The following is a 17207-nucleotide window of genomic DNA, read 5'->3' on the forward strand; positions in this document are numbered from 1 at the left end:
TGTAGACCGTTGAAGCAGAATCGCAACTTCAACGGCCAGACGCTCAACGTCTCGTCAGGGAAATCAGTGGCAGCGCCCGCTCTTGGTACAGCCCGCGCACGGTGTGTGGGTGACGACGCTCAATGACAGACGTTCCGGCGGTAAGGTCAGGGTTTTCAGCCGCAGCCACAGCAGCAGGTTGAAACCGGCAACCGCCAGTAAAATCAGGCTGCTGGATTGAGGATTATCGTTAAAGGTGGCCAACTGATAAAACACGGTTGCCAGCGAATAAGCCAGATTCAGTCCCCAGCCAATCGAGAAAAACATCCAGCGGCGACTACTTTCCCGCGCAATGGCCCCCATCACGGACACACAGGGCACGTAAAGCAGCACGAAAATCAGATAGCTGTAAGCGGCGGCGGCACTGCCGAATTTGCTGTGCATCACCCCCATCGCGCCGGTCGCCATTTCGCCGTCGCCCTTACTGGCTTCAACCGGATTAAGCAGCACGCTCAGGCTGAAAGTCTCTTTAACCCCGTCCCAGGTTTCTGTCAGCGCGTCTTTCAGCTCATTGATCAGGCTAAAGCTGGCGGCGTCAAAGGGCTGCTCGTGCAGGGCTTCAGCGGTGTACAGCGTGTTCAGCGTCCCGACCACCACTTCTTTTGCCATCGCACCGGTCACCAGGCCGACGGTGGCCTGCCAGTTATCCGGCTGCACACCCATCGGCGACAGCAGTGGCGTCAGGGTGCGGCTGACGGTAGCCAGCGCCGAATCGTTGATGCTGTCCACCGGCTGACCACTGAACGAGAAACTGTTCAGCGCACCAATCAGCACGCTAACCACCACGATGACTTTGCCGGCCCGCAGCACAAAACTTTGCAGCCGCTGCCAGGTTTGCAGCAGCAGACTTTTCAGATGGGGCACGTGCCAGGTCGGCAGCTCCATCACAAACGGCGACGCTTCCCCTCGCAGTAAGGTTTTTTTCAACAGCAGCCCGGTCACAATGGCGGCCACAATGCCCAACAGATAAAGACTGAACACCACCAGCGAACCGCTTTTGCCGAAGAAGGCGGCAGCAAATACGGCGAAGATCGCCAGCCTGGCACCGCACGACATAAACGGTGCCATCAGCACGGTCATCAGGCGCTCGCGCGGCGCATCCAGCGTGCGGGCACCCATCACCGAGGGCACATTACAGCCAAAGCCGACAATCAATGGCACGAAGGATTTGCCGGGCAGACCCAGCGCCTGCATCAAACGATCCATCACAAACGCCGCGCGCGCCATATAGCCGGAGTCTTCCATCAGCGAGAGGAACAGATACATCAGGCCGATTTGCGGCACCAGCGGCATCACGGTATTGATACCGCCGCCAATGCCCTGCGCCAGGAACAAGGTTAGGGGCAGCGGGAAGTGCGCCATGGCCCCAAGCCACTGCGTGCCGTGAATAAATATCGCCGCCGATCCGATCTCAAACAGCGGTTGCAGCGCGCCGCCAAGGTTGATAGCAAAGAAGAACATCAGGTACATCACGCCTAAGAAAATCGGCAGGCCAAGCCAGCGATTGAGAACCAGGCTGTCGAGCCGGGTTGAAAGCCGGTGCGCGGTTGCCCGATGCGGCACGGTCACCGCGTCACACACCGCATCAATGGCCTGATAGCGGGCTGCCGCAATTTTCAGCGGCGCTTCCGCCAGGTCAGGGAACGTTTGCAGCAAGCCTGCGGCGTCGCTGGCCTGGGAGCGGCTGTAAATATCGCCCTCAAGCAGTTGTAACGCCAGCCATCGGCGTTGTACCGGCGATCGCTCGCCGTGCATCGCGTCACTCAGCGTGGCCACCTGTGCAAGGATTTCGACGGGATAGCTGACCGCAAACTGCCCGGCACGCCGTGAATGGTCATCAATGGCCTGCTTAAGCTGTTCAATGCCCTGCGCGCGAGTGGAAACAAGCGGAATAACCGGACAGCCGAGCTGCTTTTCAAGGGAACGAATATCGATATCAATCTGCTGGCTGGCGGCGATATCCAGCATATTCAGAGCGATGATGCAGGGCACGCCCAGCGCCTGCAGCTGCTGAGTCAGCCACAGGTTACGGGCCAGATTGCTGGCATCGACCACGTTGATCACCAGATCGGCTTCGCCGCTTAACATGTAGTGACAGGCAATCTGCTCGTCGAGTGAGCTGTCGGCAGAAAGGGTGGTGAGGGAGTAGGTGCCGGGCAGATCGACCAGTTGCACAGCATAGCGTTGCGTCGCGAACTGCCCCTGTTTGCGCTCGACCGTCACCCCAGCCCAGTTGCCTACTCGCTGCCGCGCGCCGGTTAACTGATTAAACAGGGTGGTTTTACCCGAATTTGGATTGCCAATCAGGCCAATGGTGCAGGTTTTCATGTTCATCTTCCCCTCAGCGCTGAGGCTCCAGTTGCAGGAAAGCCAGGTCTTTTTTCCGCAGCATCAGGCTGACGCGGCGAACTTCGATCTGGACCGGATCGCCCAGCGGGGCAATGCGTTTGACCTGAAAATGGGCACCGGGTAACAGCCCAAGCGCCAGCAGTTTCTGCCGGAACGCGGCGCTGACGGAGGGAGAGAAGCTGACGATTTTATAGTACTGCTGCGGGACGATCTGCATAGTTCCACCTGGCGGCGGGAGGCGCCGTGATATTCAACGGTGGCAATTATAATGAGAACGATTCACGGTCTTATTGATGCAGAACAAGCTTGAGGGGAGCGAAACTAAACAGAGGGGAAATGACGCGCGGACCCGCAGATCCGCGCGTGTTGCTTAGCGTTTTTTGCCGAACGCCGCGGCCAGCGCATCACCCATCGCGCTGTTGTTGCTGACAGCGGGCTGAGCCGCCGGCCGTGGACGCGGCTTGCCCTGAGCGGGTTTCGCGTTGTCACGGCCGGCATTACCGCCGCCACGGCGAGCGTTGCCTTCGCCCGGCTGCTCATCAAGACGCATGGTCAGCGCAACGCGCTTACGCTGCAAATCCACTTCCATCACCTTCACCTTAACGATATCGCCCGCCTTCACCACTTTGTGTGGGTCATCGATGAACTTATCTGACAGCGAAGAGATATGCACCAGACCGTCCTGATGCACGCCGATATCAACGAAGGCGCCAAAGCCGGTGACGTTAGTGACCGCGCCTTCCAGCACCATGCCGGGCAGCAAATCGTTCATCGTCTCGATACCTTCTGCGAACTGCGCCGTTTTAAACTCAGGACGCGGATCGCGGCCCGGTTTTTCCAGCTCTTTAATGATATCGGTGACGGTCGGCACACCGAACTTCTCATCGGTGAAGTCGATGGCACGCAGGTTGCGCAGTTCGGTAGGGTTGCCCATCACTTCATTCAGCGCCTGCTGAGTAGCGGCCAGAATGCGCTGCACCACCGGGTAGGCTTCCGGGTGAACCGTTGAGGCATCCAGCGGGTTATCGCCCTGGTTGATACGCAGGAAGCCCGCGCACTGCTCAAAGGCTTTCGGTCCCAGACGGCTGACTTTCAGCAACTGCTGACGATCCTGGAAGCGGCCGTTCTCGTCGCGCCAGCTGACAATGTTCTGCGCCATCATCTTGCTCAGGCCCGCCACGCGGGTCAGCAGCGGTACGGAAGCGGTGTTCAAATCAACGCCAACGCCGTTTACGCAGTCTTCGACCACTGCATCCAGCTTCTTCGCCAACTGGCTCTGGCTGACGTCGTGCTGATACTGGCCGACCCCGATGGATTTCGGGTCGATTTTCACCAGCTCAGACAGCGGATCCTGCAAGCGGCGGGCAATCGACACCGCACCACGGATGGACACGTCGAGGTCAGGGAATTCCAGCGCGGCCAGTTCCGAGGCGGAATAGACCGACGCGCCGGCTTCACTGACGATCACTTTCTGCGCCTTGACCTGCGGATACTGCTGTTGAATATCCAGGTAGAAGCGCTCGGTTTCGCGGGACGCGGTGCCGTTGCCGATGGCAACCAGCTCAACGTTGTGTTTGGTGCACAGCGCCGCTACGGCAGCCGCGGCTTTTGCCGTCTGGCCGGTATGCGGATAAATGGTATCGGTAGCAACTAGCTTGCCGGTGGCATCAACGATCGCCACCTTCACGCCGGTACGCAGACCCGGATCGAGGCCCATGGTGGCGCGCATGCCTGCCGGCGCCGCCATCAGCAGATCGTGCAGGTTACGGGCAAAGACGTTGATCGCTTCATCTTCGGCGCGTTCGCGCACGGTGCCCATCAGCTCGGTTTCGAGATGCAGCAGCACCTTGATGCGCCAGGTCCAGCTGACCACCGCTTTACGCCAGCCATCAGCCGGTGCGTTATTCAGGCGCAGCTGCAGGTGATCGATAATGATTTGCTCGCCGTGGCTTTCACGTGGCGGCTCGTCGAACTGCGGATCGGGATTCAGCGCCAGCTGCAGGATGCCTTCGTTGCGGCCGCGGAACATCGCCAGCGCACGGTGAGAGGGCACCGTAGTCAGGGCTTCGTGGTGGTCGAAGTAGTCGCGGAATTTTGCGCCTTCGTCCTGTTTGCCATCGACAACGCGCGACACCAGGTGCGCATGTTTCCACAGGTAGTCACGCACTTTGGCCAGCAACGAGGCGTCTTCAGCGAAGCGTTCCATCAGGATATAGCGCGCGCCATCAAGGGCGGCTTTGGTGTCCGCAACGCCTTTATCGGCATCGACAAAGGTCGCGGCCAGCTGCTCAGGGTCGTATGAAGGATCCTGCCACAGCGTGTCGGCCAGCGGTTCCAGACCGGCTTCAAGCGCAATCATTCCGCGCGTGCGGCGCTTTTGTTTATAAGGCAGGTAAAGGTCTTCGAGTTCGGTTTTGCTCAGGGTGTTGGTGATGGCGGTGCTCAGCTCATCGGTTAACTTGCCCTGGTCGCCGATAGATTTCAGAATCGACTGGCGTCGCTCTTCCAGCTCCCTGAGGTAGCTCAGGCGGGTTTCCAGCATACGCAGCTGGGTATCATCCAGCCCGCCGGTCACTTCCTTACGATAACGTGCGATAAACGGCACGGTATTCCCTTCATCCAACAGACGGACAGCGGCATCAACCTGTTCTGCTCGCGCCTGCAGCTCACTTGCAATAATGCGGCTCAGCGAATCTTTCATCATCGGTTACTTTATGGCTTATAGACAGCGGACAGTTATACGGATTGCAGGCGGAAATTGCCAGTCGCCGGGCGACACTCAGCGCCCACATCCGCGTGATTAGGATTGTTTAACGTAGTCGATCGCCACCACATACCAGTGCGCATCGCCAACCGGCGTAGGCACCACCGCCAAATCGCCGACCTCTTTCTTCAGCAGCGCGCGGGCCATCGGTGAATCGATTGAGATGTAGTCATTGCGGCCAAAAATCTCGTCGTAGCCGGCAATGCGAAAGCGCTTCACGTCGCCCGCGTCGTTTTCAATCTCGACCCAGGCGCCAAAGAACACTTTGCCATCCTGCTGCGGCGAGTATTCCACAATGCGCAGCTGCTCAAGGCATTTGGTGAGATAGCGCACGCGGCGGTCAATCTCGCGCAGCCGTTTCTTGTTGTATTGGTAATCGGCATTTTCACTGCGGTCACCGAGGCTGGCCGCCCAGGTCACCTTTTTGGTCACTTCAGGCCGATCTTCCCGCCAGAGAAAGTCGAGTTCCTGCTTAAGCTTGTCGTAACCTTCGCGGGTAATCAGTTGGGTTTTCATCGTAATCCACTTCTTTCACGGGAATGCTGCGACTATTTTGTTGTGCGGCGCGCACTGATGCAAATCCCTTCTGCATTTTTCTGCCAGCGCTTACTGTTTGTTTGTCCTGACTATTCGGCATTGAAAAGCTGTGCATTAGCGCAGGTTTTTCAGCCAAAATTAAAGATAAGCTGCTGTTTAATATGCTTTGTAACAATTTCGGCTAGAATATAAACCATTATTGACTGTTACATTCAGGCATCTTTTTTGAAAATAATAGCTCGGGCAATTGCGCCTTTGGGAGTATCGACATGCAAGAGAACTACAAAATTCTGGTCGTGGATGACGACATGCGTTTACGTGCGTTGCTGGAACGCTATCTGACCGAACAGGGTTTCCAGGTGCGTAGCGTGGCGAACGCTGAGCAGATGGATCGTCTGCTGACGCGTGAATCCTTCCACCTGATGGTGCTGGACCTGATGCTGCCAGGTGAAGATGGCCTGTCTATCTGCCGCCGTCTGCGCAGCCAGAGCAACCCAATGCCGATCATCATGGTGACGGCGAAAGGCGAAGAAGTGGATCGTATCGTTGGCCTGGAAATCGGCGCTGATGACTACATCCCAAAACCGTTTAACCCGCGTGAGCTGTTGGCCCGTATCCGTGCCGTTCTGCGTCGTCAGGCCAATGAACTGCCGGGCGCACCGTCGCAGGAAGAAGCGGTGATCGCTTTCGGTAAGTTCAAGCTGAACCTCGGCACGCGTGAAATGTTCCGTGAAGACGAGCCAATGCCACTCACCAGCGGCGAGTTTGCCGTGCTGAAGGCACTGGTCAGCCACCCGCGTGAACCGCTGTCCCGCGATAAGCTGATGAACCTGGCGCGTGGCCGTGAATACAGTGCGATGGAACGTTCGATTGACGTGCAGATCTCCCGCCTGCGTCGCATGGTGGAAGAAGATCCGGCACACCCACGCTATATCCAGACCGTTTGGGGCCTGGGCTACGTCTTCGTGCCGGACGGCAGCAAGGCATGAGGCGGATCCGCTTCTCTCCCCGCAGTTCTTTTGCCCGTACGCTGCTGTTGATCGTGACTCTGCTGTTTGTCAGCCTGGTCACGACCTATCTGGTGGTGCTGAACTTTGCCATCCTGCCAAGCCTGCAGCAGTTCAACAAAGTGCTGGCGTATGAAGTGCGAATGCTGATGACCGATCGGTTACAGCTGGAGGATGGCACGCAGCTTGAGGTGCCACCTGCATTCCGCCGTGAGATATACCGCGAGTTAGGCATTTCGCTGTATACCAACGCGGCGGCGGAAGAGAGCGGATTGCGCTGGGCGCAGCATTACGAATTCCTTAGCCAGCAGATGGCACAGCAACTGGGTGGGCCGACCGACGTTCGCGTCGAGGTGAATAAAAACTCCCCGGTGGTGTGGCTGAAAACCTGGCTGTCGCCGGATATCTGGGTCAGGGTGCCGCTGACGGAAATTCATCAGGGGGACTTCTCGCCGCTATTCCGTTACACGCTGGCGATCATGCTGTTAGCGATTGGCGGTGCCTGGCTGTTTATACGCATCCAGAACCGACCCCTTGTGGAGCTGGAGCACGCTGCAATCCAGGTGGGTAAAGGCATTATTCCGCCACCGCTGAGAGAGTACGGAGCGTCTGAAGTGCGCTCGGTTACCCGGGCGTTTAATCAGATGGCGTCGGGCGTTAAACAGTTGGCCGATGACCGCACGCTGTTAATGGCGGGTGTCAGTCATGACCTGCGAACGCCGCTAACGCGTATCCGTCTGGCGACCGAGATGATGTCTCAGGAAGATGGCTATCTTGCTGAGTCGATCAATAAAGACATCGAAGAGTGCAACGCCATCATCGAGCAGTTTATTGATTATCTGCGTACCGGCCAGGAGATGCAGTTTGAGCGTGCGGACCTGAATGGCGTACTTGGCGAAGTGGTCGCGGCGGAAAGCGGCTATGAGCGTGAGATTGAGAACGAGGTGATGACCAGCGAACTGATGGTCGATATCAACCCGCTATCCATTAAACGTGCGGTGGCCAATATGGTGGTGAACGCCGCCCGCTATGGTAACGGTTGGATAAAGGTCAGCAGCGGCAGCGAGTTGCAGCGCGCCTGGTTCCAGGTTGAAGATGATGGTCCGGGCATCCGGCCGGATCAGCTGAAGCACCTGTTCCAGCCGTTTGTGCGCGGAGACAGCGCCCGCAGCACCAGCGGAACGGGATTAGGCCTGGCGATTGTGCAACGTATTATCGACGCGCATCAGGGATCGTTGGAGATTGGTGACAGCGATCGCGGCGGGTTGCGCATTCGTGCCTATCTGCCTTTGCCACCAGCCAACAGCCTGCCGGCACCGCCCGTCGCCTAACGGTTTAATCTGTCTGTAAAAAAGGGCTTAGTCGATGACTAAGCCCTTTTTGCGTTACAACTGCGGACCGGCTTTGATTAACGCCTCACCGGCTGGCGTATCGGTGTATTTATCGAAGTTATCAATAAACCGCTGGGCCAGATCGGTGGCTTTCCCTTGCCACTCGGCTTCATCACTCCAGGTGTTTCGCGGATCGAGAATATGGCTATCCACACCCGGCAGCGCGACGGGCATCTGCAGATTAAACACCGGCAGCGTCACGGTTTCGGCTTGCGACAGCTCACCGCGTAGAATGGCATTGATAATCGCCCGCGTATCCTTAATGGAGATGCGCTTGCCGCTGCCGTTCCAGCCGGTATTGACCAGCCAGGCCTCCGCACCGGCCGCTTCCATCCGCTTCACCAACACTTCGGCATACTGCGTTGGGTGCAGCGTCAGGAAGGCCGCACCGAAGCAGGCGGAGAAGGTCGGTGTGGGTTCGGTCACGCCGCGTTCGGTACCTGCCAGTTTGGCGGTGAAGCCCGACAGGAAGTGATACTGGGTCTGATCGGGACTGAGCCGTGACACCGGCGGCAGCACGCCAAAAGCATCGGCAGTCAGGAAGATCACTTTACTGGCGTGGCCCGCTTTGGAGACCGGCTTCACGATGTTATCGATGTGTTCAATCGGGTAGGAGACGCGGGTGTTTTCGGTCTTGCTGCCGTCATCGTAATCCACGGTGCCATCGGCACGGATCACCACATTTTCCAGCAGGGCGTCGCGTCGAATCGCCTGATAAATTTCCGGCTCAGCCAGTTCAGAAAGCTTGATGGTCTTGGCGTAACAGCCGCCTTCAAAGTTAAACACGCCGTCATCGTCCCAGCCATGTTCATCATCGCCGATCAGCTGGCGCAGCGGATCGGTAGAAAGCGTGGTTTTACCGGTGCCGGAGAGGCCAAAGAACACCGCCACATCGCCTTTTTCGCCGACGTTCGCTGAGCAGTGCATCGAAGCAATGCCCTTTAACGGCAGCAGATAGTTCATGATGGCGAACAGGCCTTTTTTCATTTCGCCGCCGTACCAGGTGCCGCCAATCAGCTGAATACGTTCCGTCAGGTTGAAGGCAACAAAATTCTCGGAGTGCAGCCCCTGGTTTTGCCAGTGTGGATTGGTGCATTTAGCACCGTTCATCACCACGAAGTCCGGCTCAAAGGTGGCCAGCGCGGCGTCATCCGGGCGGATAAACATGTTTTTCACAAAGTGCGCCTGCCAGGCCACTTCAGTGATAAAGCGCACGCAAAGTCGGCTATCGGGATTGGCGCCGCACCAGGCATCCACCACAAACAGGCGTTTGTGTGACAGCTGCTTAGTGACGAGGGATTTCAGGGCCTGCCAGTTTTCCTCAGAGAGCGGCTGGTTGTCGTTCTTACCTTCGCCCCGATCGTTCCACCACAGCGTGTCGCGGGTGGTGTCATCGCGGACGATATATTTATCTTTGGGTGAGCGGCCGGTAAAAATGCCGGTATCGACGGCAATGGCGCCAGATTGTGTCTGAATGCCTCGTTCACAACCGGACAGTCCTGGACGGGTTTCTTCGTGAAAAAGCGTTTCATAATCGGGGTTATGGACGATTTCAACCGTGTCCGTGATGCCATAAGCGACGAGGTCCTGCGGGGTCAGATCACGCATGTTACTGCTCCTTTATCGGCTCTGTGCTGCAACGTAGTGTAGGGTAATGGAAGACCATTAACCGTGATGTTCCGCATATCCATCCTCATGCGGAAAGCACGATCGCGCGCAGTCTACACGTGTGAAGATGCAGTGAAAGGCAAAAGCAGCAGAAATGAGAAGCAGCGCGTGAAGAGAGGAAGGAGCAGGGCCAGGCCGGTTAAGGCCTGACCATTTCGTGCATATTTACGCATCAGTTTGCGACGCGAGTCGCATCAATGAAGCTGATCGTTACTCGCGGAAGAACCGTTACGAATCGCCGCAATATCCACCGCGTCGTAGGTATAGTGGCTGCCGCAGTAGTCACAGTGCATGTCGATTTTGCCATCTTCGGCAAGGATTTCGTCCACTTCGGCTTCAGGCAGCGTCGCCAGCACTTCGCCACAGCGCTCGTGCGAGCAGGTGCAGCGGAAGCAAACGTCTTGCGGATCAAAAATCGTCACTTCTTCCTGGTGATACAGGCGCCACAACACATCATTCGCCGGCAGGCCGAGCAGCTCGTCAGTTTTGATGGTTTCGGTCAGCGTGGCCAGATGGGTGAAGTCATCCGGGTTAGCATCCTGCGCCGGCAACACCTGCAACAGGATCCCGCCTGCGCCCTGCTGGCCTTCGATTTCGCCGGTACGGATAAACAGGCGCGTTGGCAGCTGCTCAGATCGTATAAAGTAATCTTCCAGGCACTCCGCCAGCGTCTCGCCTTCCAGCCCTACCACGCCCTGATAACGCTCACCTTCCGCCGGGGAAATGGTGATCACCAGGTAGCCGTTGCCGACCATCTCTTTCAGCGTGCTTTCTGCCGCAATCTCACCCTGCATACGGGCAACGCCGCGCATTTCCTGACGGTTATTGCCGTTGATTACCGCCAGGTTCAGCGGGCCATCGCCCTGCAGCTGAACGGTAATATCGCCGTCAAACTTCAGCGTGGCGGTCAGCAGGCTGGTAGCAACAAGCAGTTCGCCCAGTACTTTCTGCACCGGTAACGGATAGTCGTGGCCTTTGATGATTTCACGCCAGGTGTCGGAAACGGTAACCAGTTCGCCACGCACGGCATGGTTTTCGAACAGGTAACGGTGCATTTGATCTTGATGAGCCATGATTCTCTCTCGTTTGGGCGGATTACTCGTCGCCAGAATTTTTAAATTTCATTAAGTCCCGTCGCTCTTTTTTATCCGGGCGGCGGTCGGGATGCGGCATGGTCAGCGCGTTCATTTTTCGCGCCAGCGCGATCTTTTCCCGTTTCTCAATACTTTGTGCCGTCTCTTCGTACATCAGCTGAGCTTCCACCGCCGGGCGGCGCTGTTCGCTGATGGCCAGCACGATCACGGTGCGTTCATCATTTCCCTGCCGGAGCGTCAGTTCAGCATTCAGCTCAACGATTTTACTCGGCTTGCTGCGCTGACCGTTGTAGTGGACTTTGCCACCCTCAATCATCTGGCGTGCCGCAGAACGGGTTTTGTAGAAGCGAGCGGCCCACAGCCACTTATCCAGCCGAATCGCCTCTGCGGATTTCTCTTTCATCGCTGCTCCTTGATGGGAATACCCCTATGTATGGGTGAATCGCTGAAATTCAAGGCGCTTCATCGCAGGATAATCAGGGGAGTCAGAAGGGGAGGCCATTCGCCTTGTCAGCCTTAAAAATAGCATAAAACTGACCGGCTCAGAATAACGGGCGAATGCTCTGGCTGGTGCTCAGCGAGGGGCTGAAGCACTTGTCGTAATAGGTTTGGATGGCAATCAGGCGCTGGCGATTACCGTGGATGCGCTTCAACGCCAACAGGCCGTTGATCACAAAACTGAGCGTAACCACCAGCAGCAGCAGGCTGGTACCCAGATAACGCCAGAGCGTTAGTTTGTCCGGTGCGCTGTGCAGCGCAATATGACGGGTGCCGTTGGCATCGGTAGTGATATTGGTGACGATGCCGCTGGCGTAAAACTGGGTGTGCAGCAGCATGCCGGCCAGACGTTGCAGCTCGGGCCACTGGTCGGGTGCATTGAAATCAAACAGTGAAACGCTCGGTGCCTGCTGGTTAACTAGCTGCCGGCCTTCATCGCTGAGGATCAGGAAGCCGCCTGGCGGTGGGCTGTTCAGCGCTTCCGCCGCACGGCGGGTTTCGCGGTAGAAGAACGAGGAGGTGGCGGTATTCACCAGATTTTCCAGCGCTTCAGCGCTGACCGGACGCAGCAGCACATTCATGCCGTTCAGCGAGCCGGAATCCGCCCGGCGTACCAGCGTATCCCAGTCTTTGGCATTGCCGAGGTTAACCAGCGCATTCTTCAGCCGCACGCAATCCTGATCCTGACTGCACAACTCCTGGGTTCTCAGCACGATGTCCGAGAAATCATCCAGCAGGATCATGCCGGATTTCTGTATAGCCGTCGCCAGCTGTGGGTTGAGCTTTGGATCGGTGTTGCTTTGCGGGTGTAGCTGCATGCTGGTGGTGCTGAGCAGCGCGGTGGCTTTATCAATAATGTCGGACTGCGGCTGGGGCAGGGGAGCGGCGTTATTCCAGTAAACCGCCGAGCAGTCAAACGGCATAAAGGCGTAAGTGCGGTTGCCCTGATAGGTTGCCGGGATGGAACACATGCCTTCACCGTTGACCTTCAGGCTGTCACCGATATGCAGCGGCATTTTTTCCAAATCGTTGACCGTCTGAACCTGAACGCTTTCGGTGCCCTTTAACCACGCCAGGCTCAGCTTAAGCGGCATACTTAGCGGGATCCACGCAACCAGTAACACCATTACCAGTAACGATCCTGCCGCCAGTACCAGATTCTTTTTCCAGCGCTGAATGGGGAAGTTGCGCACCTCATCCTGCAGCGAGAGGAAACGCCCCTGGCGGACAACCTGGCGGTTCAGGTAAATATCTATTTCAGTCGACTGGCCCAAATCAGTAGAGACGTAGGGCTGCCAGTGAGGCGGGTAAATCAGGTCAATGATGCCCAGTGAAATATTGCTGACCTGTCCCTGGTTAGATTCGCCGAACAATCCCCAGCGCTTAGGCGCGCCGCGCAGGCAGTGAATTTCGCGGAGATCTTTTTCGCCAGGACGACGGTAGAGGAACCAGCAGCTGACCGCAATCATCGCGGCGCCAGCCAGCACCAGCCAAGGCATCAACAGTTCAGGACCAACCAGGCTGACAAAGAACAGCAGGAAGGCGATGCAGATTGCGGACGCTTCACGCGTGCCGTCCGGGCGGCTGAGGGCGTATTCTTCGGCGGTTTCCTTGCGCACGCTGACCAGCTCAATGTTTTCGCTCTCTTCTTTCCTGATCGAGGCGTTTTGCGACACCGGGCGGATAGCCGGGGCCAGCGCGGGCTGCTCATAAACGTAATTCACCAGCGAATGGCCATTTAACGAAATGACCAGCGGAATGGATTGCGTTTTGATCAGCTCAACGTAGTTCTCTTCAGCAATATACTGTTCCCACAACGGCGGCAAATGCACTTCTACCGCATCCAGGTAATAACGCCATTTGTTGGGATCATCAGTGGTGAGGCCGTAGCGGGTAATCGAGCGTGTGACAGGGTAGACGTTGCTGCTTTGCGAGGTGAGGACCAGCGGTTCGGCCGTCCTGCTGGTACCACCGGGTAAGGTGTTATCACGATGTTTTTCAAGCAGGTTGATATAGCGCTCAACGGCTTTGCGCTCGTCGTCACTCAGTTTACGAAATGGAGGACTGATGAATGGCAGTGGTTTCGCCAAGGGCGGGCGATGCCGCATAGCGTACCAAAAGAAACATCCCGCTCCCATCGAGCAGGCCAGCATTACAGCCAATATAATGACTATTGTGCTCATGCTTCCCTCATTCCTGCCACGATGCTCCCGTCGTCATTATGATGATACCCGGCTTTGATCATATCGTTACCGACATTGTGGCGGGTTTAGACGGCTCTGGCAATCCGCTGTGTATACAAAAATAGCGCGCAAAATCATAAAATTAGATTATTAGTATAGGAATCCCTGCTGAGATGGTATCAACCCATTTGCTGCATCAGTATCGGCATAATCCTATTTTTACTGGTCCTGATTGACTTTTTTTAAAACTTTTCATGCTAGCCGACGCGCATTTGTTATAACCAGGTAAAATAATCCATGCGATGATTGGCATCCCCACTCCGGTGCCGCACAATGGGGGTACGACGGTCAATATGCCGTGACTTACGGGCTATGACGCTCATTTTTTGGCTTTTTTCCTGGGGCCACTATGACCAGACAACTGCAGAAACCCAAAATCCTTAATGTGGAAGCCGTGGCACGCTCGCGTCTGTTCACCATTGAGGCCGTAGACCTGGCATTCAGTAACGGTGCCCGTAGAGTCTATGAGCGGATGAAACCCACTGACCGCGAAGCGGTAATGATCGTGCCGATCATCGACGACCACATTATCCTGATCCAGGAGTATGCGGTGGGGCTGGAATGCTATGAACTCGGCTTTCCAAAAGGGTTGATTGACCCAGGCGAAACCCCGTATGAAGCGGCGAACCGTGAGCTGAAAGAGGAAGCAGGTTTCGGCGCGGAAATGCTGGAAACGCTGGGTAAACTGACGCTGGCACCGTCCTATTTCTCCAGCAAAATGAACATCGTGGTGGCGGAAAAGCTCTATGAAGAGAAGCTGGAGGGAGATGAACCTGAACCCCTTCCCCAGCTGCGTTGGCCGCTGGATAACCTGCTGGGGTTGTTACAAGAACCGGATTTCTGCGAGGCGCGTAACGTCAGCGCGCTGTTCCTGGTTCGTGAATGGCTGGTGAAGCAGGGCCGCATTAGCTATTAAAAAAGCGGGCACCAGGCCCGCTTACGTTGATTCAGAGGGACGCGCCGGATAACGGCGCGTCCCTTTTTGTTGGCTTAACGATCAGAACAGTTCATGGCTCTGGCCGTTATCCATCAGCGTGGTGCCGACATCATGCACGGAGTACTCGGTAGGCTGGGTGCCATCGATAAAGTATTCCTGACGGGTGTTGCCGCCGCCATTCGCCAGCTTGCCGGTGCCACGGTCTATGGTCACCGTCACCACGCCTTCCGGCGGAGAAAGGGGCTGAACCGGCACGCCATCCAGCGCGGCTTTCATGTACTCGTCCCAGGCGGGCTGAGCACTTTTCGCGCCGCCTTCATACCCTGAAATCTGATCCTTGATCGCACCCGATGCCGTCGTGCGACCCAGATCGCGACGGTGGTCATCAAAGCCAATCCACACCGAGGTCACCACGCCAGGGCCATAACCAGAGAACCAGGCATCTTTCGAGCTGTTGGTTGTCCCGGTTTTGCCGCCGATATCGTTGCGACCCAAATCACGGCCTGCGCGCCAGCCGGTTCCCATCCAGCCTGGCTCGCCGAAGATGTTTGAGTTCATTGCACTCTTAATCAGGAACGACAGCGGCGTGTTGATCACGTGCGGTGCATATTGCTGCTCGCCATCCTGCTGGGCCTGCTTCTGCGAAACCTGCTCAAGCTGCGGCTGAGGAACGGCGGTCTTTTCACCTTCTTTCGAGACGGCAACGTTTTCCACGCTGTCTTCACTCAGGGCGACCGCTTTCTTGGTTTCGCCATAAATGACCGGAAGATTGCACTCCGGGCAGGCGACCTTCGGTTTCTCTTCAAACAGGGCGTTGCCTTGCTCATCTTCGATCTTGCTGATGAAGTAAGGGTCAACCAGGAAACCGCCGTTAGCCATAACGGAGTAACCGCGCACCATCTGCAGCGGGGTAAAGGAAGCGGAACCCAGCGCTAACGATTCGGTGTGAACGATGTTTTGTGCCGGGAAGCCGAAACGCTGCAGATATTGTGCCGCGTAATCGACGCCCATTGCGCGCATAGCCCGCACCATCACCACGTTTTTCGACTGTCCCAGACCCTGACGCAAGCGGATTGGACCATCGTAGGTTGGCGGTGAGTTTTTCGGACGCCAGTCAGAACCGGCACCCGCATCCCAACGCGAAATCGGTACGTCGTTAAGGATGGAGGCCAGCGTCAGCCCGCGGTCCATTGCGGCGGTATACAGGAACGGCTTGATATTCGAGCCCACCTGACGCAGGGCCTGAGTGGCGCGGTTGAATTTGCTCTGATTAAAGTCGAAGCCACCCACCAGCGCGCGAACCGCACCGTTATGTGGATCCAGCGAAACCAGTGAGGAGTTCACATCCGGCACCTGACCCAGCGCCCAGCCGGCATCGACTTTGTAGACCCAGATTTGCTGACCGGCCTGAACCACTTCCGTCACCGATTTTGGCGTGCGGCCCTGAGCGGTGTCGGATTTGTACGGACGTGCCCAGCGCATACCCGCCAGATTCAATGCGATGCTGCTGCCGTCACGCATGGTGACCGTGGCTTCATCACTGTTCGCTTCGGTAACCACTGCCGGGAACAGCGGACCATACACCGGCAAAGCCTTGAGGGACTTGACGATTGCCGTGTGGTCCCATGGGTTCTGGCCCACTTTCCACAACACATTCGACGGGCCACGGTAGCCGTGACGCATATCGTAGTTCATCACGTTGTCCTGCACCGACTTCTGGGCAGCCAACTGTAATTTACGGGTGATGGTGGTGGTGACTTTGAAGCCGTCGTTATAGGCGTTGTCGCCATAACGCTTAACCATCTCCTGACGAACCATCTCGGTCAGGTAAGGGGCAGAGAACGCAATTTCCGGCGCGTGGTAGTGGGCTTCCAGCGGGGTGTTGCGCGCCTCGTCATACTGCGCCTGGGTGATGTAATTCTGGTCCAGCATGCGACCCAGCACCACATTGCGGCGCTGTAACGCGCGCTCGTGTGAATACAGTGGGTTGAAGGTTGAAGGGGCTTTAGGCAAGCCGGCAATCATCGCCATTTCGCTCAGCGACAGCTGATCAACGGTTTTGCCGAAGTAAACCTGCGCTGCGGCGCCCACGCCATACGCACGGTAGCCGAGGTAGATCTTGTTCAGATAGAGCTCAAGGATTTCGTCTTTATTCATCATCTGCTCAATGCGGATGGCGAGGAAAGCCTCCTTGATCTTACGCATCAGCGTACGCTCAGGGCTGAGGAAGAAGTTACGCGCCAGCTGCTGGGTGATGGTACTCGCACCTTGTGACGCATGCCCAGACACCAGCGCCACGCTCGCCGCACGGAAGATGCCGATCGGATCGACTCCGTGGTGCTCGTAGAAGCGGCTGTCTTCGGTAGCGATAAAGGCTTTCACCATAACCGGCGGGATTTGCTGCAGTTTCAGCGGAATACGGCGCTTCTCGCCATACTGAGCAATCAGCTCATTGTCGGCGCTGTAAACCTGCATAGGCGTCTGCAAACGCACATCTTTCAGTGTGGCAACGTCGGGCAGCTGGGGCTCTATGTATTTGTACAAACCATAGACCGAGCCTGCTCCAAGCAAAATGCAACACACTGCAAGGATCAATAAATACTTTACGAACTTCACCTGATATTTTCCATTCTGAGTCGATTGGGCAGTTTATAAACAATCGCGCGGTAGTATAAAGGCA

Annotated in this window: 12 protein-coding genes; 3 read left to right on the top strand and 9 right to left on the bottom strand. The window is 56.7% G+C overall.

Annotated elements, in window-relative coordinates; translation table 11 throughout:
* Positions 1–63: 63 nt before the first annotated feature.
* From feoB to greB, 4 genes are all read right to left on the bottom strand, one after another.
* Positions 64–2367: a Fe(2+) transporter permease subunit FeoB gene (feoB, locus tag AC1UKS_RS01785; protein ID WP_482435506.1), complete on the bottom strand. Its 2304-nt coding sequence runs from the start codon at positions 2365–2367 to the stop codon at positions 64–66.
* 13 nt (positions 2368–2380) lie between these two features.
* Positions 2381–2605, bottom strand: coding sequence for a ferrous iron transporter A (feoA, locus tag AC1UKS_RS01790; RefSeq protein WP_013204208.1), 225 nt, complete (start codon positions 2603–2605; stop codon positions 2381–2383).
* A 153-nt stretch (positions 2606–2758) separates the two neighbouring features.
* Positions 2759–5092, bottom strand: a complete 2334-nt coding sequence (locus AC1UKS_RS01795) for a Tex family protein (RefSeq protein ID WP_482435507.1) — start codon at positions 5090–5092, stop codon at positions 2759–2761.
* 96 nt (positions 5093–5188) lie between these two features.
* Entirely contained in the window at positions 5189–5668 is a 480-nt protein-coding gene (gene greB / locus AC1UKS_RS01800) for a transcription elongation factor GreB (protein WP_013204206.1), read from the bottom strand.
* Positions 5669–5958: 290 nt separating this feature from the next.
* Here greB and ompR point away from each other — a divergent pair, with 290 nt between their 5' ends.
* Positions 5959–6678 (top strand): osmolarity response regulator transcription factor OmpR, encoded by a 720-nt coding sequence (ompR, locus tag AC1UKS_RS01805; protein ID WP_001157751.1) that lies wholly within the window; start codon positions 5959–5961, stop codon positions 6676–6678.
* A complete protein-coding gene (envZ, locus tag AC1UKS_RS01810; protein WP_013204205.1) occupies positions 6675–8027 on the top strand; it encodes a two-component system sensor histidine kinase EnvZ in 1353 nt (450 codons plus the stop codon). The genes ompR and envZ overlap by 4 nt, the downstream gene beginning before the upstream one ends.
* A gap of 54 nt (positions 8028–8081) precedes the next feature.
* On the opposite strand, the gene pckA is transcribed toward envZ, so the two are convergent.
* The 4 genes from pckA to AC1UKS_RS01830 form a co-directional block, all read right to left on the bottom strand.
* On the bottom strand, positions 8082–9695 hold the full coding sequence (gene pckA / locus AC1UKS_RS01815; RefSeq protein ID WP_265909298.1) for a phosphoenolpyruvate carboxykinase (ATP): 1614 nt from the start codon (positions 9693–9695) through the stop codon (positions 8082–8084).
* Between the two features lie 254 nt (positions 9696–9949).
* Positions 9950–10828, bottom strand: coding sequence for an Hsp33 family molecular chaperone HslO (gene hslO / locus AC1UKS_RS01820; protein ID WP_265909299.1), 879 nt, complete (start codon positions 10826–10828; stop codon positions 9950–9952).
* A 22-nt stretch (positions 10829–10850) separates the two neighbouring features.
* A complete protein-coding gene (hslR, locus tag AC1UKS_RS01825; RefSeq protein ID WP_013204202.1) occupies positions 10851–11252 on the bottom strand; it encodes a ribosome-associated heat shock protein Hsp15 in 402 nt (133 codons plus the stop codon).
* Between the two features lie 139 nt (positions 11253–11391).
* Entirely contained in the window at positions 11392–13530 is a 2139-nt protein-coding gene (locus tag AC1UKS_RS01830) for an intracellular growth attenuator family protein (protein ID WP_265909300.1), read from the bottom strand.
* Between the two features lie 409 nt (positions 13531–13939).
* Here AC1UKS_RS01830 and nudE point away from each other — a divergent pair, with 409 nt between their 5' ends.
* A complete protein-coding gene (nudE, locus tag AC1UKS_RS01835) occupies positions 13940–14506 on the top strand; it encodes an ADP compounds hydrolase NudE (RefSeq protein ID WP_482435509.1) in 567 nt (188 codons plus the stop codon).
* An 81-nt stretch (positions 14507–14587) separates the two neighbouring features.
* Here the strand turns inward: nudE and mrcA are convergent, their stop codons facing one another.
* The gene (mrcA, locus tag AC1UKS_RS01840; protein ID WP_482435510.1) at positions 14588–17143 is read right to left on the bottom strand and encodes a peptidoglycan glycosyltransferase/peptidoglycan DD-transpeptidase MrcA; all 2556 of its coding nucleotides are present in this window, start codon (positions 17141–17143) and stop codon (positions 14588–14590) included.
* Between the last annotated feature and the right edge of the window lie 64 nt (positions 17144–17207).

It is taken from the genome of Erwinia sp. AK-PDG3-5 (assembly GCF_056821705.1).